Origin of the sequence: Cellulomonas xylanilytica, from assembly GCF_007989805.1 — a bacterium.
Lineage (GTDB): Bacteria > Actinomycetota > Actinomycetes > Actinomycetales > Cellulomonadaceae > Cellulomonas > Cellulomonas xylanilytica.
The window spans coordinates 1-20,934 of record NZ_BJUB01000009.1; the positions used below are offsets into that span (position 1 = coordinate 1).

The window sequence follows — 20,934 nt, forward strand, 5'->3', positions numbered from 1 at the left end:
GCCCGATCCAGTCGCGGACCCCGTCGAGGTTCTGGTCGATCCAGCCGCCCAGGTCGGCGGTGGTGGACTCCCACCAGTCGCTGATCGCGGTGCCGGCGTCGGTGATGGTGTCCCAGGCGCCGGCGGCGGTGGAGGCGACCCAGTCGGTGCCGGCATCGACGGTGTCGGTGACGTCGTCCCAGCGGTCGGAGAACCATCCGCCGATGCCTTGGGACTCGTCGGTGTCGGCCTGGTCGGCTTCCTGCTCTTCGGCGGGTTCGGGTCCCCAGGCAAGGACGGTGCCGCCGGTGGCCAGCGGGGTCTGGTTGTAGAGGGGGATCGGGGTGAAGGGGTCGGGGTCGTCGTCCACGACGGGGATGACCGGGCCCAGGGTGCCGCCGTAGCGCAGGTCGGCCAGGGTGCGGGCCCGGTGCAGGTGGGTGTCCACCACGGGCAGGACGTTGGTGCCGAGCCGGTCGGCGATGCCCAACGCCTCGTCGAACCCGGACGTGGACACCCCCAACGCCACTGCCCGGTGCCGTAGCGGGCCGAACCCGTCCAACGCGTCCCGGGTCGCGACCACGTCCGCCCGCACACCGGCCACACCCTCAGCACTGATCTCGACGAGCTGGGTCACTCGTTCGTGGCCCGCTTCTCCGCCTCGGCGTCGGCCGTCGCGCGGTCGTGGGCGCGCAGGGCGTGACCGAGCTCGTCCTCGATCGCCTGCTCAGCACGCTGCAGGGACGGGCTGAGCCCACCGGACAGCGGCGCGAGCTCGTCACGGTGCAGCCGGTTCGCGGCCGATCCGGTCCACGTTCCACGCGCACCGACGGAGCCTGCCGGCCGGGACAGGGAGGGAACCCCTGATCGCGCGGCGCGCACGTCGCGCAGCAGCGCGCGCAGCTCGTCGACTCGCTGCTGCGAGCGCTCCACCGGGTCCACTTGAAGCCTCCAGTTCACGGGCCCGAAGGGCTGTCGTCGTCGGTGCGGTGCAGATTACTTGTCAGAGCCGGACGAGCGGGCGGCGTTCCCACAACCTCGCCCGGACAGACGACGACGGTCACTCGCACGGGTGCGAGCGACCGTCGAGGTCGTGGTGACGCCGGTCAGCGCCGGGTGACGATCGACTGGATCTCCGCGACCGGGAGCTCGGCCGTGGTGGTCACGGTGTCACCCTCGATCTCCCGCGGGGTCGGGTCGGCGTCCGTGCTCCAGGAGGCCGTCCAGTTCTGCGTCGCGGTCAGCGTCGACGTCGGAAGCAGACTCGTGGTCCCGTCCGCGGACGACCGCGTGAACGTCAGAGAGCAGGTGGGGTTACCCGCTCCGGCCGTCCACGGCGTCCCGGGCCCGTCGCAGCGGGTGACCCCTGCTCCGTCCCCTTCGAGCGTGAGCCCCGTCATGTTCGCGGTCACCGTCGCCGCCAGGACGTTCGGGATCTCCGCCCGCACGAACACCGTGGGGGCCCCACCGTCGAGCCAGACCCAGGTCTCGGCGTTCACCACGGTGGCGCCGGTCCCGTCCAGCGACGGGTTCCACCGGAGCTCACCCTGGGGGAGCTCCATGGCGTCGCGTGCGGCCCGCGCCAGCACCTCGGGGTCGATCTCGACCTGCGCGACCGGCGGCGGAGTTCCGGCCGGCACGTAGATCGACTCGCGCAGGATGTACGGCCCACGCGTCGACGCCGGTGCGTCGAACTGGCACGTGGGGTCGTACCAGTAGCCCGTCTGGTCGGTCGCGTACTTCTCGTACTCGGGGTTCAGCAGGCCCTGGTACGCGTAGTCGTCGAGGGTGTCGGACTCGCGCGCCGGACCGCCCGGCTTCCAGTACTCGTAGTACTCGTAGCCCGTCATCCCGGCCTCGAACCAGCACATCGGCGCCACCCACGCGGTGGAGGCCCCGGTGGTCGTGACGACGCCACCGCCCGACGACGTCGACTGCGTGATGACCACCTGGATGGAGCCGTTCCCCGACCCGGGCGTGACCTCCGGCGGAGTCGTTCCGCCCTTGTCGCCGTCGATCCCTCCGGCAGCGGTCGCCGGCGCGACCGCGCCGAGGACGAGTGCGGCTGCGGTCGCGAGGACCAGAGGCAGTCGCTTCAGCATGTTCCCTCCACCTGGCTCTGGGCCACGGTCCACCGGCCGTCCGCCTCACGGATCATTGTCAGGGTCTTGCGTGGAACTCCGCCGAAGCCAGCTTCCTCCGGGGTGTACGTCCCGTCGACGTCGGCGAACGTGGCGTCACGATAGTCGTCGCAGACCACGCCTGTCGCGGTGTCGCCGTCCACGGCGATCTCGCTGATCCGCGAGTGCAGCACTCCTCCGACCGCGGCCTGGCTGGCGGAGTTGTTGCTCGCGATCTCCTTCAGGCGGGCCTGGACCTCGGCGGACGCGAGGATCGATGCGGCCGGGCTCACCTGGTTCGTCGTCAGGGTGCGCCAGTACTCCTTGTTGTACGTGGCGATCCAGTTGTAGACGTCGGCGGCGTCGCCCTCGAGTGCGGGGACGTTCTCGAAGATGATCCCCAGCTCGGGGTCGGACAGGTCCTTCACCACGCCGGCTGTGGGGGCGGCGGTGGACGTCGGCGTCGGCGTCGAGGCGGCGGACGTGGCGGCGGTCGTCGGCGACGCCGTCAGACCTGCAGGTTCGTTGCCGCCGGACGTGCACCCGACGAGCAGCAGGGCGCAGGCCGCCGACACCGCGACCACAGGGACCCGGCCCATCGACGATCCTCCTCAGCACGACACGCAAGCGGCCAGAGACCCTGGCCGACGCCCAGGGTATCGACTCCCTCCCCATTGTCCGAGTTCAGAGCGGATGAAGGACGTCGGGCCGCTAGGGTCCTGGCGTGACCAGCACCGCATCCGCCGCCGGGTCCTACCGTCGCCGGCCGGGCGTGCCCGCCCGCCCTCCGTTCGCGTTCACCGCGACGGCGCCGCCGGGCTGGGAGGCGTTCCGGGGTGACGCGCCGGGGTTGCGCGACGACCTGGTGGCGCTCGTCGCGCGGTCCGCGGTGTGGCCGGCGCTGACCGAGCGGCAGCGGCTCGGGCTGGCGAACGTGATGCGGTCCGTGGCCGGGGTCAGCGCCGCGACCGGTGCCGTGGCGACGATGCTGCGGGTCGGCAGCGCGGCGCCCGGCCGCGCGGACGCGATGCCCGACGTCGCCTCGCTCTCGTTGACGTGGCTCCGGACCGCGCCGGTGCTGGCCGACCTCGACCTCGCTCGGCTGGTGGTGCAGGAGGGCGAGCCGGTGGACACCGGGCTCGGGCCGGGGGTCGTGGCGCGCCGGGTGGAGTCGACCCCGACGGGTGGGGAGCAGATCACGTCGCAGATCGCGGCTCCGCTGCCGGACAGCATCTGGCTCGCGGTGCTCACGGGCACGTCGTCCGCGCTCGAGCACGCGCCGGCGATGGAGGAAGCCCTGCACGCGGTCGCCCTGAGTCTTCAGGTGGACCGCCCCCCGCGCTGACGGCTGGTGCGTGCGGAGTTACGCTCGCCCGGTTCGTGGCCCCGACGGTGAGGACGTTCCATGGCAGCCATCCGGTTCGGCGTGGTCGGCAGCGGGTGGCGGGCGGAGTTCTTCGTCCGCATGGCCCGGCTGATGCCCGAGCGGTTCCAGTGCGTCGGCGTGGTCACGCGGACCGCGGAGCGTGGCGCCGAGGTGGAGCGGGCGTGGGGCGTGCCGACGGTGCGCACCATCGAGGAGCTCGTCACGGCGGTCGGGCCGACGGCCGACAGGCCGGAGCTCGTCGTCGTCTCCGTGCCGTGGCCGGTGACCCCCGACGCGACACGTGAGCTGGTCGAGCTCGGCATCCCGGTCCTGGCGGAGACACCGCCCGCACCCGATGCGGACGGGCTGCGCGAGCTGTGGGCCGACGTGGGCTCGTCGGGACTGGTCCAGGTGGCCGAGCACAGCCCGTCGATGCCGTCGCACGCGGCACGGATCGCCGCTGTCGACGCCGGTCTGATCGGCCGGCCGACGAGCGTGCAGATCAGCTCCACGCACCTGTACCACGCCGTCGGGCTCATCCGGCGGCTGCTCGGCACGGGCCGTGGCGAGGTCACCGTCCGGGCGTCGGTCTTCACCGCCCCCCTGCTCGGCCCGCTCGCGCGCGACGGCTGGACCGGTGCGACCGAGCCCGCCGCCGCGTGGAACATCCTCGCGACGCTCGACTTCGGCGACGGTCGCAGCGCGCTGTACGACTTCACCGACAACCAGTGGCACAACCCGCTGCGCACCAACCGGATCGTGGTCCGGGGCTCGCACGGGGAGATCGTCGACGACACCGTCACGCGCTGGGTCGACGAGCGCACCGTCCTGAGCTCGCCCCTCGTCCGGCGGGTCACCGGTCTCGAGCAGAACCTCGACGGGTTCGACCTCGAGCACCTCAGCCTCGAGGGCCGCGTCCTCTACCGGAACGCGTTCCAGGGTGCCCGGCTGGCCGACGACGACATCGCCGTCGCCACGCTGCTCGACACGACGGGCGCGTGGGTGCGCGGCGACGGACCGCCGCCGTACCCGCTCGCAGACGGCTGCCAGGATCACCTACTGGGCTTGGCGATCGAGGAGGCCGGTCGCACGGGCGAGCCCGTCCGCACCGCCCGGGAGGCGTGGGCGGACGCGTAGCGGATGCGGCGCCGCGGGTGCGGTGCGACCGTCGGTCGGTGACACGTTTCGGGTACACGCTGATGACCGAGCAGTCCGGACCGAAGGACCTGGTCCGCTACTCCATCGCCGCCGAGCGCCTCGGGTTCGACTTCGAGGTATCCAGCGACCACTACTTCCCCTGGCTCGACGCGCAGGGTCATGCCCCGCACGCCTGGACGCTGCTGGGCGCAGTCGCCCAGGCGACCGAGCGCGTGGAGCTCATGACCTACGTGACCTGCCCGATCCTCCGGTACCACCCAGCCGTCGTCGCGCAGAAGGCCGCGACGCTCGGGGTGCTCTCCGACGGTCGGTTCCAGCTCAACGTCGGCGCGGGGGAGAACCTCAACGAGCACGTGGTCGGCGAGCGCTGGCCGGCGGTCGGCGAGCGCCACGACATGCTCGAGGAGGCCATCGAGATCATCCGCGAGCTGTTCACCGGCGACCGCGTGAACTACGCGGGCGACTTCTTCCAGGTGGACTCCGCCAAGCTCTGGGATCTTCCCGACGAGCCGATCCAGATCGGGGCGGCCGTCTCGGGTCCGCAGTCGATCCAGCGCTTCTCCCAGCTGGTCGACCACCTGGTCGCCGTCGAGCCCGACGCCGACGCGATCCACGCCTGGGACGACGCCCGCGGCCACTCGCTCCCGGAGTCGCGCAAGATCGGTCAGATCCCGATCAGCTGGGACCCCGACCGCGAGAAGGCCGTCGCCCGCGCGCACGAGCAGTTCCGCTGGTTCGCCGGCGGCTGGAAGGTGAACGCGGACCTGCCGACGACGGAGGCGTTCGACGCGGCCAGCCAGTTCGTCCGGCCGGACGACGTCGCCGAGCAGATCCCGTGCGGTCCGGACCTGGATGCCGTCGTCGAGGCGGTCTCCGCGTACTGGGAGGCCGGGTTCACCGACATCGCGATCGTGCAGGTGGGTGACGAGAAGCAGGACGAGTTCCTGTCGACCGCCGCGGGCCCGCTGCTCGAGAAGCTTCGCGCCGCCTCACCCGACTGAGGTCCGCGGGCAGGGGTCGTCGAGCGATCCGTGCCCGCGGCGAACCGCCCGACACGATGCAGGAGAGGAACCTCATGGCTGTCACCGCATTCGGCGACCTCCCGCTGGCCGACCGCGACCGCGAGTGGGACGGTGCCGCTGCCGAGAAGCGCGTCCGGGCATGGGCGAAGGCCGAGGACGAGCCGAACTCGACGTACCGGGACGCGCACGTCTGGTACGACGCCGACGCCAAGGAGAACTTCACCGCGTACAAGCTGCTGATCGCCGACGTCATCGACGGCCGCCTGAAGGCCGTCCCGCGGGGCGTGTTCGCGGCGGCGGCCGTCATGCAGGGCTCCCGCGGCGGCGTCGACGTCCCCGACAAGGACCGCGACCGCATCAAGAGCCACCTGGCGAAGTACTACAAGAAGCTCGACGACACCCCGCCCTGGGAGGACTGAGCCGGAGCGCAGCGCAAGGTGGGGGTCGCGGAGCGGCGCCCGCCTGGAGCGGAGCGCAGGCTCAGGCCGACCACGGGTACAGGGGACTGACCTACCGCCACACCACGCCCGCCTCCACCGCGACCAGTGCGGCCTGGAGGCGGGACGTGCAGTCGAGCTTGGCCAGCACGCGTGTGACGTGCGTCTTCGTCGTGGCCTCGGTGATGTCCAGCGCCCGCCCGATCTCGGCGTTCGACATCCCGGCGCCGAGGCACGCGAGGACGTCGCGCTCGCGGGCGGTCAGGTCGTCGACACCGGGTGCCGGGGTGGCGGCGGGGGGCTGCGCGGCGGCGACGAGGTCGGCGAGCAGCCGCCGGGTCACCTCGGGGGCGAGGACGCCGTCACCGGCGGCGACGCGGCGGACGGCCTCGACGAGCTCGGCGGCGCCGACGGTCTTGAGCAGGAACCCGACGGCACCGGCGGCGAGGACGCCGCGGACGTAGTCGTCGAGGTCGAAGGTGGTCAGGGCGAGGACGTCGGCGAGCCCTTCGGCGACGATCGCGCGGGTGGCCTCGATGCCGTCCGTGCCGGGCATGCGGATGTCCATGAGCACGACGTCGGGCCGCAGCGCCCGGGCGTTGGTGACGGCGGCGGCGCCGTCGGCGGCCTCCCCGACGACGGTGATGCCGTCGGCACCGTCGAGCATGAGCCGCAGGCCGGCGCGGATGGCGCCGTGGTCGTCGGCGACGAGGACGCGGATGTCGTCGGTCACGTCGTGACCACGGGCAGCGACGCGCGCACGACCCACCGGCCGTCGGACGGCCCGGCGACGAGGGTCCCGCCGAGCGCCTCGGCGCGCTCCCGCATGATCAGCAGACCGGTGGCGGTGCTCTGCGGCGGCGCGGCGGCCTGTCCGAGGCGGTTGCTCACGACGACCTCCACCTGGTCGCGACCGCCGACGGTGACCTCGACGGGCGCCCCGGGTGCGTGGCGTGCGGCGTTGGTCAGCGACTCCTGGACGATCCGGAAGGCGGCCTGGTCGGTCGCGGCCGGCAGGGGGGACGGGGCGTCCTCGACGACGACGACCTCCTGGCCGGCCGACCGGGCGGCGGCGACGAGCGCGTCGAGCCGTGCCAGCCCGGCGGGTGCGGTCACAGGGTCGGGCCGGCCGCGCAGCACCAGGATCATCGACCGCATCTCGGCGAGGGCCTCCAGGGCACCGGCCCGGACGGTCCGCAGGGTGTCCCGGTCCCGGGAGGTGTCGGACGACGCCAGCGTCGCCTCGGTGTGGATGGCGACGGCCGACAGGTGCCCGGCGACGACGTCGTGCAGGTCACGGGCCATGCGCGCCCGCTCCTCACGGACGGCGGACTCGCGGTCCAGGTCGGCGATCCGGAGGGCGTCGGCGGCGACCTCGCGGGCCAGGTCGGCGCGCTCGCGCTCCAGGTCGGCGCGGCGGCTCTCCAGCTCCGCGAGCTCGGTGCGCTGCCGGACGTCGGACGCCCACCACAGCGGGGTCCCGTAGAGGGCGACCGCCTGCAGGAACAGGACGACCGCCTCCCGGAGCTCCGCGCCGGCGACCACCGCCGCGACAGGTCCGCCGACGGCGACGACCACGACCGTCCAGGTGATCCGGCGGCGCACGACCGGGCGCGTGACGAGCGCCGCGTTGTAGAGGGCGTCGAACAGCACGACGAAGACCGCGATGCCCCCGCCCAGGTACCCGTCGATCGCGGAGAGGACGGCGATCACGACGACGGCGAGCACCGGGTGCCGGCGCTTGGCCAGGAGCATCGTCGCCGCGCACACGAGGATCAGCAGGTGCCACCAGACGGCGTACTGCCCGATCACGGTGTCGGCCAGCGCGCGCGGCGGTCGGCCGGCGAGGCCGAGCAAGGCGAGCAGGACGCCGAAGACGACGAGGGTGCCTGCGATCGCGCGATCGTCCTGCATCCACGCACGCAGGAGGCGTCCCATCGGGCCATCCCAGCACATGCCCGGTGCCGGTCCGTCGTCCGAAGGATGTACTCGGGCATGAGCCGGATGCCCGACGCGCCGCCGGGGGAGCAGCGGCGACGGTGGTCGCATGATCGACGCCATCCGGGAGAACCCCGTCGCCGCCCTCGTCGTCGCCTGCGAGATCGCGTTCTGGGTGTTCCTCGCCGCCGCCGTCGTCGCCCGCTACGCCCTGCAGTGGCGGCGGACGTCCACGGTCCTGCTGCTGTGCGAGCCGCTGCTGGAGGTGGTCCTGCTCGTCGCGACGGTCGGGGACCTGCTGCGCGGCGCCGAGCCGACGTGGACCCACGGCCTGGCCGCGCTGTACCTCGGCTTCACGGTCGGCTTCGGCAAGCTGACCGTCCACAAGGTCGACGCGTGGGTGGCGTACCGGTTCGCCGGTGGACCGCCGCCGGTGCCGCGGCCGCGCGAGGGCGCACCGGCGCGCAGCTACGAGTGGAGGCTGTGGGGGCGCGTGGTCGTCGCGTGGCTGGTGTCGTGCGGCGTGCTGGGGGTGCTGATGCTCATCGCGACCGAGCCCGCGCAGCGCGAGGTCCTGGCGTTCTGGGCGGGCCGCGCGACGCTGGTCCTGGTGGGGTGGCTGATCTTCGGCCCGGTCTGGTCGGAGCTGTCGACGCGCGCCCGACCGCAGGACGTCAGGGCTGCTCGGTAGAGAACCGGCCGAGCTCGACGACGTCGTCGTGACGGAGCTCGAACCAGACGGCCTTCGCGGCCGTGCCCTCCTCCTCGGACGTGCCCCAGCTGCTGGCCAGGCGGTCCACGAACATCACGCCCCGGCCACCCAGCGCCGTGGGCGGGGGGTCGCGCACCACCGGCACCTCGCGGACGCCGTCGGTGACCTCGACCCGCGTCCGCTGGTCGTCCACGTGCACCCGCAGGATCACGGGCGGGTCGGCGTGCGCGACGGCGTTGGTGACCAGCTCGCTGACCAGCAGGACGAGCAGGTCGAGGCGCCCGTCGTCGATGCCGACCTCCGACAGACGGGCCCGTGCCCAGTGCCGGGCGGGCGCGATCGCGGAGAGCGCGGGCGACACGGCCGTCTCGGCATACATCGGGAGCCTCCCGGAGAGTGGAGCAGGGGCGACGGTGGGGGCCCGTCGATCCCAGCCACGGTTCTGCACAACCGGTGATTCGGCAACCTGAACACCGGGCTGAAGGACGATTCTCGCCCGACCGGCTGGGACGATGAGGCGTGCAGAGAACATCCACCGCGCGTCCCACCCCGTCGCGGAGCCAGGTCCGCCGGTGGCGGCAGTACCTGGCCGACGAACGGGCGGAGGGTGACGTCTACCGCGACATCGCGTCCCGCCGCACGGGCGAGGAGCGCGCGATCCTGCTGGCGCTGGCGGAGGCGGAGCGCCGGCACGAGCAGCACTGGCTGGACCTGCTGGGCGACGACGTGGGCAAGCCGCGCCGCGGCGACCTGCGCACGCGCACGCTCGGTGTGCTGGCCCGCCGGTTCGGCTCGGTGTTCGTCCTCGCGCTCGCGCAGCGTGCCGAGGCGAGGTCCGGCTACGACGACGACGCCGACGCGACGCCGACGATGGCCGCCGACGAGGCCATCCACGAGGAGGTCGTGCGCGGGCTGGCCACCCGGGGGCGCAACCGCATCTCCGGCACGTTCCGTGCGGCGGTGTTCGGCGCCAACGACGGGCTGGTGAGCAACCTGGCGCTGGTGCTCGGCATCGGGGCCAGCGGTGCGTCGACGGCGACCGTGCTGCTCACCGGACTGGCCGGCCTGCTGGCGGGTGCCCTGTCGATGGGAGCCGGCGAGTACGTCTCCGTGCGGTCCCAGCGGGAGCTGCTCGAGGCGTCCCGGCCGGGTCAGGCGGCCCGTGCCGCGCTGCCGCACCTGGACGTCGACGCCAACGAGCTCGCGCTGGTCTACCGGGCGCGTGGCATGGAGCCCGACGAGGCGCAGGCGCGGGCCGACGAGGTGCTGGGGTCGCTGGGCGACGCCGACGGGCTGCCGCACGAGGCGGAGGAGGTCGACGAGCACGAGTCGGTCGGCACCGCCGTCGGCGCCGCGGCGGCGAGCTTCTGCTTCTTCGCGTCCGGCGCCGCGATCCCCGTGCTGCCGTACCTGCTGGGCGCCGAGGGCCTCACCGCGGTGGCGTGGGCGGCGGTGCTCGTGGGTCTGGCCCTGCTGGCGACGGGCGCGACGGTCGGGGTGCTGTCGGGCGCCTCGCCCGCGAAGCGCGCGCTGCGTCAGCTGGCCATCGGCTACGGCGCCGCGGCGGCGACGTACCTTCTCGGGCTGGCGTTCGGCGCGACAGTGTGACGTGCGTCATTCTCTCAGGGGATTGGCAAGCCTTACTTAGTAGAGGCTAACCTCACCATGTGACCTCCTCCGAGAGAGACGCCCTCCGCGGCGACGACCTCACCCTCGCGTACCACGGCACGGTCGTGGTGGCGTCGGCGGGTCTGTGCCTGCAGCCCGGACAGGTCACCGCGCTCATCGGCCCCAACGGCTCCGGCAAGTCGACGCTCCTGCGGGCGCTCGCCCGGCTGCACAACCCCGAGTCCGGCACCGTCAGCCTGCCCGACGTGCCCGACGCCCACGCCCTGTCCGCGAAGGACTTCGCCCGGCGCGTGACGCTGCTGTCCCAGTCCCGGCCCACGCCGTCCGGCGTCAGCGTGCGGGACGTCGTCGGCTACGGCCGCCACCCGTACCGCGGGCGCTGGCGCCAGAACGACGCCGACGGCCCGCGGGCGATCGCCTGGGCCATGGAGGTCACGGGCGTCGGCGCGATGGCCGACCGTGGCGTCGACGAGCTCTCCGGCGGCGAGCTGCAGCGCGTCTGGCTGGCCACCTGCCTGGCGCAGGACACGCGCGTCCTGCTGCTCGACGAGCCCACCACGTACCTCGACCTGCGCTACCAGGTGGAGATCCTCGACCTGGTCCGCGACCTGGCCGACGACCACGGCGTGGCCGTCGGCGTCGTCCTGCACGACCTCGACCAGGCCGCCGCCGTCGCCGATCACGTGGTGCTCCTGCGCCGCGGCCAGGTCGTCGGCTCCGGCGTCCCGCACGACGTGCTCACCGCCGAGGCGCTCACCGAGACGTACGGCATCCGCATCGACGTCCACCGCGACGAGATCACCGGTCGCGTGCGCACCCGTCCCGTCGGGAAGCACACGCACCGCTCCCAGCTGACCGCCGTCTAGACCCACCCTCCACACCCCGCTCACCAACCTCCGAGGACACCCCTGTGCGCAAGACAGCCCTCCCCGCCCTCCTCGCCGGCGCAGCGCTCCTGCTGACCGCCTGCGGCACCACCGAAGACGCGGCCGACGCGCCGTCGGAGTCGAGCTCTGCCGCTGCCGGCGGAGAGACGATCACGATCGAGGACGACCGCGGCACCGTCGAGCTCGACGGCCCGGCCACCAACGTCGTCTCGCTCGAGTGGGGCCTGACGGAGAACCTGCTCACGCTCGGCGTCACCCCGGTCGGCGCCGCGGACGTCGTCGGCTACAACACGTGGGACACCATCGTCCCGCTCGACGAGTCGACGCCCGACGTCGGCATGCGCGGCGAGCCGTCCCTCGACGCGATCTCCGCCCTGGACCCCGACCTGGTGGTCACCACGACCGACCTGCCGGCCGAGGTCATCGAGCAGATCGAGGCCGAGTACCCGGTCATCGCGCTGCGCGGCTCGGACGCGTCCGACCCGATCGGCAAGATGCGCCGCACGCTCGAGATCCTGGGCGAGGCCACCGGCACGTCGGACGCCGCGGAGGCCGCGCTCGCGGACTACGACGCCGCGGTGGAGGACGCCACGACCGCGCTCGACGAGGCCGGCGTGGCCGGTGCCTCCATCACCGTGGCGGACGGCTGGCTCGCCGACGGCGCGGTCTCCATCCGCATGTACACGCCCGGCTCGTTCCTCGGCGGCGTCGCCGGTGAGCTCGGCCTCGAGAACGCGTGGACCGGCGAGGGCGACCCCGACTACGGCCTCGCGCAGACCGACGTCGAGGGCCTCACGGGCCTGGGTGAGGACGTGCACTTCCTCTACGTCGCCAACGACACCGACGGTGGGGACGCGTTCAAGGACGGCCTGGCCGGGAACGCCATCTGGGAGCAGCTGCCCTTCGTCGTCGCCGGCAACACCTCCCGCCTGCCCGACGGCATCTGGATGTTCGGCGGCCCGGAGTCGGCGGCCGCGTTCATCGACGCGACCGTCGCCGCCCTGACCGCGAGCTGACACCTCTCTCCCCATGGGCGTCGACACGATGACGGCAGCAGGACCCGCAGCGCTGGGCGCCGCGGGTCCTGCCGCCGTCCGCCGTGCACGACCGGCCCGGATCGTCGCGGTCTTCGTCGTGGCGATCGCCACGGTGGTCGCGCTCGCGGTCGTCGACCTGACGCTCGGGACCTCGGCCGTCGGGGTCGGAGACCTGCTCGGCCTGCTCACCGGGTCCGGGGACGACGAGGCGCTGGCCGTCCTGATCGCCTCGCGTGCGCCCCGGGTGCTCGCGGCGCTGCTCGTCGGGACGGCGCTGGGCCTGTCCGGCAGCGCGCTGCAGTCGGTCGCGCGCAACCCGCTGGCCTCGCCCGACACGCTCGCGGTCAACGCGGGCGCCTACTTCACCGTCGTCCTCGCGTCGGTCACCGGCCTCACGCTGCCGTTCGCCGTCAACGGAGCCCTGGCGTTCGTCGGCGGGCTCGCGGCCGCGTCGCTCGTGCTCGCCATCGCCCGTGGGGGCGCGGAGGGACCGACCCGGCTGGTGCTCGCCGGGTCCGCCACGATGCTCGCGCTCTCGTCGCTGACCATCCTCCTCATGCTCCTGTTCGAGCAGGAGACGCAGGGGATGTTCGCGTGGGGCGAGGGCTCCATCGTGCAGTCCGGCACGTCGAAGGTGGCCCAGGCGGCGCCGGCCGTGCTGCTCGCCGGGATCGCCCTCGTGCTCTGGGCGCGCCGTCTCGACGTGCTGGCGCTCGGCGACGACACCGCGTCCGTCCTGGGTCTCGACGTCCGCCGCACCCGCATCGTCTCCGTCCTGCTCGCCGTGCTGCTGGCGGCGCTCGCGGTCACCGTCGCGGGTCCCATCGGCTTCGTCGGCCTGACGGCCCCGGTCATCGCGCGCCTGGTCGCCGGTCGGGTCCCGGGTCTGTCACGGCACCGGCTGCTCCTGCCGCTGTCCGCCCTCGCCGGCTGCGTGGTCGTGCTCGGCGCCGACGTGCTGCTGCGGCTGGCCGTGCCCGGGGTCGCATCCGTCGCGATCCCGACGGGCATCGTGACGACGCTGTTCGGTGCGTCGGTGATGGTCTGGCTGGCCCGCCGCGTGCGCGACTCCGGCCCGACGCGCAGCACGGCGTCCGTCGGCGCCCACCCCGCATCACCGCGCCGGGTGGCGCTCGTCGTCACCGTGCTCGCCGCGGCCGTCGTCTCCGCGCTGGTGGCCGGGTTCCTGCTCGGCGACCGCCTGCTGCTGATGGGCGACGTGACCAACTGGTTCGCGGGCGTCAGCGGCCGGCAGGTGTCGTTCGTGCTCGACCAGCGCACCCCGCGCCTGCTCGCGGCGCTGCTCGCCGGCGCGGCTCTCGGCCTGGCCGGGACCACCGTCCAGGCGGTCGCGCGCAACCCGCTCGCCGAGCCGGGCCTGCTCGGCATCACGGGCGGCGCGGGCGTCGGCGCGGTGCTCGCGATCGTGCTCTTCCCCGGTGCGCCGTTCTGGGTGACCTCGGCGGCGGCCGCCGTGGGTGCGCTGGCCACGTTCGCGCTCGTCTACGCGCTCGCCAACCGCCGCGGGCTGAGCTCCGACCGGCTGGTGCTGGTCGGCATCGGGGTCTCGGCCGCCGCGACCTCGCTGATCACGCTGATCGTCGTCCTGACCAGCCCGTGGAACACCACGATGGCGCTCACCTTCCTCTCCGGCTCGACGTACGGGCGGACGGCGATGCAGGTCTGGCCGGTCGCGGTCGCGCTGCTGGTGATGCTGCCGCTGGTCGTCCGCTGGCGCCGCGATCTCGACGTGCTCGCGGTCGACGACGACGTGGCCCGCGTGCTCGGCGTCCAGCTGGAGCGGACGCGGCTCAGCCTGCTGGTCATCACCGCGCTGCTCACCGCGTCGGCGGTCACCGCGATCGGCGTCGTCGGGTTCGTCGGCCTCGTCGCGCCGCACCTGGCCCGCTCGCTCGTCGGCTCCTCCCACGCCCGCGTGATCCCGGTCGCGGCACTGCTGGGCGCGCTGCTGGTCAGCGTCGCGGACACCGTCGGTCGGACGGTCATCGCACCTGCGCAGATCCCCGCCGGTCTGCTCACGGCCATGATCGGCACCCCCTACTTCATCTACCTGCTGTGGCGGACCCGGAGGAGCGCACTGTGACCGAATCGTTGGTGAGGGAAGCCTCACCTTCCTCTACCCTGGGCGACGTGACTGTTTCGGTGGAGGCCCCGGCGCTGCCCTTCCGTATGTTCGCCGTGCAGGTGGCAGCGGTGCAGCCGATGTGCCCGAGCGTGGTCCGCGTGACGTTCACGGGCGACGACCTGGACCGCTTCGCGGACAACGGGTTCGACCAGCGCATCAAGTTCTTCCTGCCGCTGGACACCACGTCCTACGACGAGCTGCTGAGCCTGCAGGACAGCGCCGACTGGTACGGCCGCTGGCGTTCCATGCCGGAGGACAAGCGCCACCCGATCCGCACCTACACCGCCCGTGGCGTCCGCCAGGAGCGCCGCGAGGTCGACGTCGACATCGTCCTGCACGGCGACCTCGGTCCCGCCTCCCGCTGGGCCCTCGGCGCAGCCCCCGGTGACGACCTGGTGATTCTCGGCCCCAACGCCGACGCGACCGGCCCGCACGGCGGCGTCGACTTCGTGCCCCCGGCCCACACCGACCGCCTGCTCATCGCCGGCGACGAGACCGCCCTGCCGGCCATCGCGGGCATCCTCGAGCGCCTGCCCGCCGACGCGCGCGGCGAGGCCCTGATCGAGATGCCGCTGTCCGGCGACCGGTTGGACCTGGCCGCTCCCGCCGGCGTCACCGTCCGCTGGTACGGCCGCGACGGCCGCGCCCACGGCGAGCTGCTGGTCCCCGCGGTGCAGGCCGCCTGCGCCCGGCTGCTGCCCGGCCAGGCCCCCGCACCCGACATCGAGCTCGAGGACGTCGACGTCGACGAGGGCATGCTGTGGGAGGTCCCGGTCGACGCGACCGGTGCACCCCTGCGCGCCGACGCTGCGCTTTACGCGTGGCTCGCCGGCGAGGCCGCCGTCATCAAGACCCTCCGTCGTCACCTGGTCACCGACTGCGGCGTGGACCGCAAGGCGGTCGCGTTCATGGGGTACTGGCGCGCGGGGCGCTCCGAGGGGAACTGAGCCCGACGGGCTGCAGCTCGGCGTGTATCTGGACAGGTCCACCGCGGTCCTTGCCTACGTCAGCTGGTGAGCACTGCGTCTGCTGCTCACAGTCATCGACGCCCGGCGCACGATCGTCACCCACGGGCGCGATCACGGAGGTCCGGCGCTCGCGTGCAGCGGGTCTGGTGGGTCGAGGACCCGGAGCGCCATCATGGGTGGGGCGAGGGAGGCGCGATGACGCGCGAGTTCGACCGTGGATACCGCGGCAGCTACCGGCCGCTGGTGGAGAGCTACCCCGACGAGACGGTGTACCCGGCCGACTCGTTCCGGGTCGAGTGGGGACCGATCTTCCATCGTGGCCGTCTCGACGGCTCCGCCCGGGTGCTGGTCATCGGGCAGGACCCCGCTGCGCACGAGGCCATCGCACGGCGGATCCTGGTCGGCGAGGCCGGGCAGCGGGCGCAGGGCCTGCTGGCGCGGCTGGGCATCACGCGCAGCTACGTCTACATCAACGCGCTCCTGTACTCCGTGTACGGCCAGGGAGGCGGGACGCGCCACGTCCTCGACCCGAAGATCGTGCGCTACCGACACCGGTGGATCGACACGATCGTGAAGGACCAGCCGATCGAGGCGATCATCACCCTCGGCCAGCTCGCCGACCAGGCGTACCAGGCGTGGCGGGCGACCCCGCTGGGTGCGTCGAGCCAGGCCGTGTACGCCACGGTCCGGCACCCCACCTACCCGGAGTCGGCCAGCCGGTCGGGGACCCTCACCAAGGCGGAGGCGTTCCAGCGCCTGTGCGACTCGTGGAACGCGGCCCTGGACGTCATCCATCCCGCGGTCACCCCGGACGTGCCGGTGCCGCTGCGGCACTACGGGTCGACGATCCTCCCTGAGGACCTCGCACCCATCCCGGACGTCGACCTGCCTCCCGGGCTGCCGGCGTGGATGGGTGACCTGGACGCGTGGGCCGCCCGGACCGGTGCCGACGCCCAGAAGAAGCGGGCGACGATCACGGTGACCGTGCCGACCCGCGCCCGTACCTGGCCCGTGCTCTAGGGAGCGTCGATGACGCAGCTCGTGATCGCCGGCCAGGTCGCGACGATGGTCGGCGACGTCCCCGAGGTGCCGCGGCGCGGCCGGGTGTGGATCCGCGACGACGCGGTCGTGGACGTCACGTTCGGCGAGCAGCGGATCGGCGGGTTCGTCGGGGCGCCCGAGGTCGATGTCGGCGACTCGTACGTGCTGCCGGGGTTCATCGACCTGCACAACCACCTCGCCTACAACGCGCTGCCCCTGTGGGCGGAGCCCCAGCGCACCGAGCCGTGGCTGCACAACAAGCACTGGACGCAGGCGGACACGTACACGGAGTCGATCACCGAGCCCGCCTGGACCTACGCCAAGGCGTGCCCCGAGGCGCTCCTCGGCTACGTGCAGGTCCGCGAGATGGCGGGCGGGGCGACGTCCGCGCAGGGGTGGCCGTCCGCCAACCGGGGCTACCAGACCGTCATGCGCAACGTCGACGACGAGCGTGCCGGACGCCCGGGCAAGGTCGGCGACGACCTGATCCGCACGTCGGTGGTGACCAAGACTGGCGACGCGCTGGCCGGTGCGGTGCGCCAGATGGAGGGCGGCGCGGGGTTCATCTACCACTGCGCGGAGGGCCGGAAGGACTCGCGGGTCCGCCGCGACTACACCGACCTGCAGGGCGCCGACGGGCTGCTCCCGACGTTCATCGGGATCCACTGCTGCGCCCTGGGCGCCGACGACTGGCTCGCCTGGTCCCCGCAGAACGCGGGCGGCGTCGTGTGGTCGCCGCTGTCGAACCTCGTCCTGTACGGGGACACGACGCTGGTCGACGACGCCCGGGCCCGTGGGGTTCGCGTCTGCCTGGGCTCCGACTGGGGGCCGTCTGGCACCCGCAACCTGCTCGGGGAGATGAAGGTCGCGCGGCTGGTGGCCCGCCACCTCGGCTACTCCGTCAGCGACCGCGACATCGTGCAGATGGCCACCTCGAACCCCGGCGAGCTGCTGACCCGGTGCTGGGGACGCCCGATCGGCCGGCTGGTCCCCGGCGCCTTCGCGGACGTCACGGTGGTGCGGGGGCACGGACCCGGGGATGCCTGGCGCCGGATCCTCGCGGCGACCGAGCTGCACGTCGAGCTCGTCGTCGTGGGCGGCGTGCCCCGCTACGGCGACGAGCACCTGATGCTCGCCGCCGGCGCACCCGACGCCTTCGGGATGACCGTCCGGCGGCGGCGCAGGCTCGTCGCGCTGCCCGACCCGCTCGACGCCTCTCGGGCCTGGTCGTGGGAGCAGATCATGGGCACCCTGCGCACGGTGCAGAGCGACCCGCCGGCGGCGATCGCGAACGCCTCGGCCCGAGCCGCGGCGGGTTCGCGCTTCGCGGACGACGCCGCCCTCGAGCTGTTCCTCGACATGCCGGACACCCGACGCACCGGACGGGCTGGCCCGCCCAAGAACCCCGCCGCGGTCCGCATCCCGCCGGTGCCGCCGGTCGAGCACGACAGCGACTGGTTCGACGCGCTCGACGCCAGCCCGATCCAGGCGGGCGTCCTGGCCGGGCTACGGCGGGAGTTCGGGCTGTGAGCGGCCTGGCGGAGGCGACGCAGCGGGCCCAGCACGGCCGCCCGCTGCGTCAGGTGCCCGGCGTGCCGGACGACCCCTCGGAGCTCCCGGTGGAGCTGACCGTCCCGCAGCGGCACGACCTGATCGACCTGTGGTGCCGGCTGATGACGGACGTGTACGTCCACCACGAGCAGAAGCGGTCGCTGTACGGGTACGACCCGGTGCGCGCCCTGCTGGCGCTGCGCCGGCAGATCCCGTACCTGGGTTCGGCGGAGTTCCTGCGCGAGCTCACGTTCACGATCAACCGGTTGCGTGACCAGCACACCCAGCTCTACCTGATGGGCCGCGACCCGCGCCGGGCGCTGTACGTCGCGGCACTGCCGTTCCTGGTCGAGGGGTTCGGCGAGCACCGGACGCCCACGTACGTGGTCACCAAGGTGAGCGACACGATCGAGGACGACGGCTTCGTGCCCGGCGTCCGGGTCACCACCTGGAACGCGCTGCCGTTCGCGCGGGCGGTCGACCTCTACGCCGAGACCCTCACCGGCGGCCGGCTGGACGCCCGGCGTGCCCGCGCGCTCGAGACACTGACCCAGCGACCGCTCGCGTTCCTGCCGCAGCCGGACGAGCTGTGGGTCGACGTCGGCTACCGGGATGCCTCCACCGTCGACGGGCCGGACCGGACGATCCGCTTCGAGTGGCGCGCGATCGAGCCGTCCACGGCGCTGACGGCGTCGGACACCGTCGAGCTGCGCACCCGTCGCGCCGTCGACGCCACGAGCGAAGCCGCACGACGGGCACGCAAGCTGCTGTTCCAGCCCGCGCTCTGGCAGCAGGAGGTCGCGGAGCACGCCCGCGTCGCGAGGTCGTCGGCGTGGCTCCCGACCGCCTTCGCGGACGCGATCTCCGCCCGCCGGCTGCGTACCAGCCAGGGGACCGTCGGGTACCTACGGCTGTGGACGTTCGACGTGAACCACAGCGGCCGGTACCTCGACGAGGTCGACCGCGTCCTGCGGGCCATGCCGCGCAAGGGCCTGATCATCGACCTGCGCGCGAACCCGGGCGGGGTCATCGAGGTGGCGGAACGACTCCTGCAGCTGTTCACCACCGAAGTCGTCCAGCCCGTCCGGTTCGCGCTGCGAGCGACCCCGGCCGTGGCCGCGCTGGCCGACGCGGACGGGAACGGCGCCGACCTGGCCGACTGGGCGGCCTCGGTCAGGACCGCGATGGACCTCGGGGAGGAGCACTCGCAGCACCTGACCATCTCCGACCCCGAGCGCTGCAACGGTCGCCCCGTGGCCTACCGCGGCCCGGTGGTCGTCGTGGTCGACCCCACCACCTTCTCCAGCGGCGACATCTTCGCCGCCGGCATCGCCGACCACGGCATCGGCCAGATCGTCTCGGTCGGGGAGGGCACCGGTGGTGGAGGCGCCAACGTGTGGACCCATGACGACATCGAGTACGCCTACCACGTCGCGGGGCTGCCGCTGCCGGCGCGGCCCGCGGGGATCGGGTACTCCCTGTCGGTGCGACGCATCGCCCGCTCCGGGACAGCGTCGGGACTCGCCATCGAGGACGTCGGCGTCTCGGGCGAGGAGCACTACACGATGACCGAGGACGACGTCCTGCACGGCAACGCGGACCTCGTCGAGTTCTGCGCCCGGCTCCTCGCCGCGAGCTGACTCCTGCCGTCCGGCACGCCTTAGCATCGGCGGCGTGCCCCCCAGATCGCCGCTGCCGGCGCGGCACGGTCTCGACGCCGCCCGGCTGCGCACCCCTGACCGCCACGGCTCGCATCCGGACGCGTGGTCGACGATGGGCGAGTGGCTCCGGGAGCGGCTGCCCGAGCACGTCGACGTGGCGGCGATGCTGGCGGGGGAGCGGTTCGTGGACGAGCACGGTCGCCCGGTGCGCGACGACGACCCCTACGGTCCGCACCGGTTCGTGTGGTTCCACCGCGACCTGCGCGCCGAGCCGGTGGTCACGGCACCGATCCACGTGGTCCATCGCGACGAGCGCCTGGTCGTCGTCGACAAGCCGGCCTTCCTCTCCTCCATCCCGCGGGGTCGGCACGTCATGCAGAGCGTCGTCGTCCGGTTGCGCGCCGAGCTGGGCCTGCCGGACCTGTCGCCGCTGCACCGGCTGGACCGGGTGACCTCCGGCCTGCTCATGCTGGCGACCGAGCCGAGGTGGCGCGGGCCGTACCAGTCCCTGTTCGAGCATCGCGCGGTCGACAAGACGTACTGGGCGCTGGCGCCCCTGCGCGACGACCTGACGTTCCCGCTCGTCGTCCGGAACCACCTGCACAAGGAGCGCGGCTCGTGGCAGGCCGAGGTCGTGCCGGACGCCCCCGTCAACGCGGAGACGCTCGTCGAGCTCGAGTCGGAGGTGGACGGGCGCGGCATCTACCGGCTCACGCCACGCACGGGCCGCACGCACCAGCTCCGCGTGCACCTGTGGGGGCTCGGCATCCCGATCGTCGACGACCCGCTGTACCCGGTGGTGCGGGAGGTCGACGTCGACGACTTCAGCCGGCCGCTGCAGCTGCTGGCCGGCGAGGTGTCGTTCACCGACCCCGTCGACGGCAGCGCGCGCCGGTTCCGCAGCGTGCGACGCCTTCCCCTGACCGACCTCGACTGACCGCCGCTACGCTCGTCGCGACGGCGCATGCTGACCGAGGAGGCACGCCATGGGCCTGACCGCTCCGTCCCGGCCGGTCGCCGTCCTCGTGCTGGCGGTCGTCGTCGCCGTCCTGGTCGCGCTCGTCGCGTCCCTGCCCCAGCGCGCCGAGGCGGCGATCGTGCCCGGCGCGGGCGGGGTCACGGTGCACGGCACGGGCGTGGGGGAGCTCGTCGTCGTGGTCGGCGACGAGAGAACCGTGTTCCAGGTCGACGGGACGTACGCGCGCCTCGTCCCGGCGGCTCCGGGCACGCCCGTACGGGTCGTGCTCGACGGGGAGACCGTCGCGCGCCGGCCGTAGGCGCC

At 73.3% G+C, this 20,934-nt stretch carries 22 protein-coding genes; 15 read left to right on the plus strand and 7 right to left on the minus strand.

What is annotated here, in order from left to right; genetic code table 11:
- From CXY01_RS14190 to CXY01_RS14205, 4 genes are all read right to left on the minus strand, one after another.
- Window positions 1-616: hypothetical protein (locus CXY01_RS14190; protein WP_146928119.1), on the minus strand; the 616-nt coding region annotated here is incomplete at its 3' end.
- Window positions 613-912 carry a hypothetical protein gene (locus CXY01_RS14195; RefSeq protein ID WP_146928121.1) on the minus strand — a complete coding sequence of 100 codons (300 nt, stop codon included), beginning with the start codon at window positions 910-912 and terminating at the stop codon, window positions 613-615. The genes CXY01_RS14190 and CXY01_RS14195, both read right to left, overlap by 4 nt.
- Before the next feature lie 173 nt (window positions 913-1,085).
- On the minus strand, window positions 1,086-2,081 hold the full coding sequence (locus tag CXY01_RS14200) for a hypothetical protein (RefSeq protein ID WP_146928123.1): 996 nt from the start codon (window positions 2,079-2,081) through the stop codon (window positions 1,086-1,088).
- Window positions 2,075-2,698 (minus strand): hypothetical protein, encoded by a 624-nt coding sequence (locus CXY01_RS14205; protein ID WP_146928127.1) that lies wholly within the window; start codon window positions 2,696-2,698, stop codon window positions 2,075-2,077. Before CXY01_RS14205 ends, CXY01_RS14200 begins: the two co-directional genes overlap by 7 nt.
- A gap of 125 nt (window positions 2,699-2,823) precedes the next feature.
- On the opposite strand from CXY01_RS14205, the gene CXY01_RS14210 reads away from it, so the two are divergent.
- The 4 genes from CXY01_RS14210 (at window position 2,824) to CXY01_RS14225 (ending at window position 6,064) form a co-directional block, all read left to right on the plus strand.
- A complete protein-coding gene (locus tag CXY01_RS14210; protein ID WP_146928129.1) occupies window positions 2,824-3,444 on the plus strand; it encodes a hypothetical protein in 621 nt (206 codons plus the stop codon).
- 60 nt (window positions 3,445-3,504) lie between these two features.
- Window positions 3,505-4,602 carry a Gfo/Idh/MocA family protein gene (locus CXY01_RS14215; RefSeq protein WP_146928131.1) on the plus strand — a complete coding sequence of 366 codons (1,098 nt, stop codon included), beginning with the start codon at window positions 3,505-3,507 and terminating at the stop codon, window positions 4,600-4,602.
- A 38-nt stretch (window positions 4,603-4,640) separates the two neighbouring features.
- Window positions 4,641-5,624, plus strand: coding sequence for a TIGR03557 family F420-dependent LLM class oxidoreductase (locus CXY01_RS14220; RefSeq protein ID WP_146928133.1), 984 nt, complete (start codon window positions 4,641-4,643; stop codon window positions 5,622-5,624).
- A gap of 74 nt (window positions 5,625-5,698) precedes the next feature.
- A complete protein-coding gene (locus CXY01_RS14225; RefSeq protein WP_146928135.1) occupies window positions 5,699-6,064 on the plus strand; it encodes a hypothetical protein in 366 nt (121 codons plus the stop codon).
- A gap of 91 nt (window positions 6,065-6,155) precedes the next feature.
- Here CXY01_RS14225 and CXY01_RS14230 read toward each other — a convergent pair whose 3' ends face one another.
- Both CXY01_RS14230 and CXY01_RS14235 read right to left on the minus strand, forming a co-directional pair.
- Window positions 6,156-6,815, minus strand: a complete 660-nt coding sequence (locus CXY01_RS14230) for a response regulator (RefSeq protein ID WP_146928138.1) — start codon at window positions 6,813-6,815, stop codon at window positions 6,156-6,158.
- Window positions 6,812-8,020: an ATP-binding protein gene (locus tag CXY01_RS14235; protein WP_146928140.1), complete on the minus strand. Its 1,209-nt coding sequence runs from the start codon at window positions 8,018-8,020 to the stop codon at window positions 6,812-6,814. The genes CXY01_RS14230 and CXY01_RS14235 overlap by 4 nt, the downstream gene beginning before the upstream one ends.
- 109 nt (window positions 8,021-8,129) lie before the next feature.
- On the opposite strand from CXY01_RS14235, the gene CXY01_RS14240 reads away from it, so the two are divergent.
- Window positions 8,130-8,711, plus strand: a complete 582-nt coding sequence (locus CXY01_RS14240; protein WP_146928142.1) for a hypothetical protein — start codon at window positions 8,130-8,132, stop codon at window positions 8,709-8,711.
- On the opposite strand, the gene CXY01_RS14245 is transcribed toward CXY01_RS14240, so the two are convergent.
- Complete coding sequence (locus CXY01_RS14245; RefSeq protein ID WP_146928144.1) at window positions 8,695-9,111, minus strand: ATP-binding protein; 417 nt, start codon at window positions 9,109-9,111, stop codon at window positions 8,695-8,697. The two genes, CXY01_RS14240 and CXY01_RS14245, sit on opposite strands and share 17 nt — an antisense overlap.
- Before the next feature lie 140 nt (window positions 9,112-9,251).
- Here CXY01_RS14245 and CXY01_RS14250 point away from each other — a divergent pair, with 140 nt between their 5' ends.
- The 10 genes from CXY01_RS14250 (at window position 9,252) to CXY01_RS14295 (ending at window position 20,929) form a co-directional block, all read left to right on the plus strand.
- Complete coding sequence (locus tag CXY01_RS14250; protein WP_146928146.1) at window positions 9,252-10,340, plus strand: VIT1/CCC1 transporter family protein; 1,089 nt, start codon at window positions 9,252-9,254, stop codon at window positions 10,338-10,340.
- 59 nt (window positions 10,341-10,399) lie between these two features.
- On the plus strand, window positions 10,400-11,227 hold the full coding sequence (locus CXY01_RS14255; protein ID WP_146928148.1) for an ABC transporter ATP-binding protein: 828 nt from the start codon (window positions 10,400-10,402) through the stop codon (window positions 11,225-11,227).
- A gap of 44 nt (window positions 11,228-11,271) precedes the next feature.
- Window positions 11,272-12,264 (plus strand): ABC transporter substrate-binding protein, encoded by a 993-nt coding sequence (locus tag CXY01_RS14260; RefSeq protein WP_146928150.1) that lies wholly within the window; start codon window positions 11,272-11,274, stop codon window positions 12,262-12,264.
- 13 nt (window positions 12,265-12,277) lie between these two features.
- Window positions 12,278-14,389 carry an iron ABC transporter permease gene (locus CXY01_RS14265; RefSeq protein WP_222594558.1) on the plus strand — a complete coding sequence of 704 codons (2,112 nt, stop codon included), beginning with the start codon at window positions 12,278-12,280 and terminating at the stop codon, window positions 14,387-14,389.
- An 86-nt stretch (window positions 14,390-14,475) separates the two neighbouring features.
- Entirely contained in the window at window positions 14,476-15,378 is a 903-nt protein-coding gene (locus CXY01_RS14270) for a siderophore-interacting protein (protein ID WP_146928642.1), read from the plus strand.
- A 216-nt stretch (window positions 15,379-15,594) separates the two neighbouring features.
- Window positions 15,595-16,419 carry a uracil-DNA glycosylase family protein gene (locus CXY01_RS14275; protein ID WP_146928153.1) on the plus strand — a complete coding sequence of 275 codons (825 nt, stop codon included), beginning with the start codon at window positions 15,595-15,597 and terminating at the stop codon, window positions 16,417-16,419.
- A gap of 9 nt (window positions 16,420-16,428) precedes the next feature.
- Window positions 16,429-17,970, plus strand: coding sequence for an amidohydrolase family protein (locus CXY01_RS14280; RefSeq protein WP_146928155.1), 1,542 nt, complete (start codon window positions 16,429-16,431; stop codon window positions 17,968-17,970).
- Window positions 17,967-19,631 (plus strand): S41 family peptidase, encoded by a 1,665-nt coding sequence (locus CXY01_RS14285; RefSeq protein WP_146928157.1) that lies wholly within the window; start codon window positions 17,967-17,969, stop codon window positions 19,629-19,631. The genes CXY01_RS14280 and CXY01_RS14285 overlap by 4 nt, the downstream gene beginning before the upstream one ends.
- 34 nt (window positions 19,632-19,665) lie before the next feature.
- Window positions 19,666-20,589 carry a pseudouridine synthase gene (locus tag CXY01_RS14290; RefSeq protein ID WP_186813411.1) on the plus strand — a complete coding sequence of 308 codons (924 nt, stop codon included), beginning with the start codon at window positions 19,666-19,668 and terminating at the stop codon, window positions 20,587-20,589.
- Between the two features lie 49 nt (window positions 20,590-20,638).
- The gene (locus CXY01_RS14295; RefSeq protein ID WP_146928159.1) at window positions 20,639-20,929 is read left to right on the plus strand and encodes a hypothetical protein; all 291 of its coding nucleotides are present in this window, start codon (window positions 20,639-20,641) and stop codon (window positions 20,927-20,929) included.
- Window positions 20,930-20,934 lie beyond the last annotated feature (5 nt).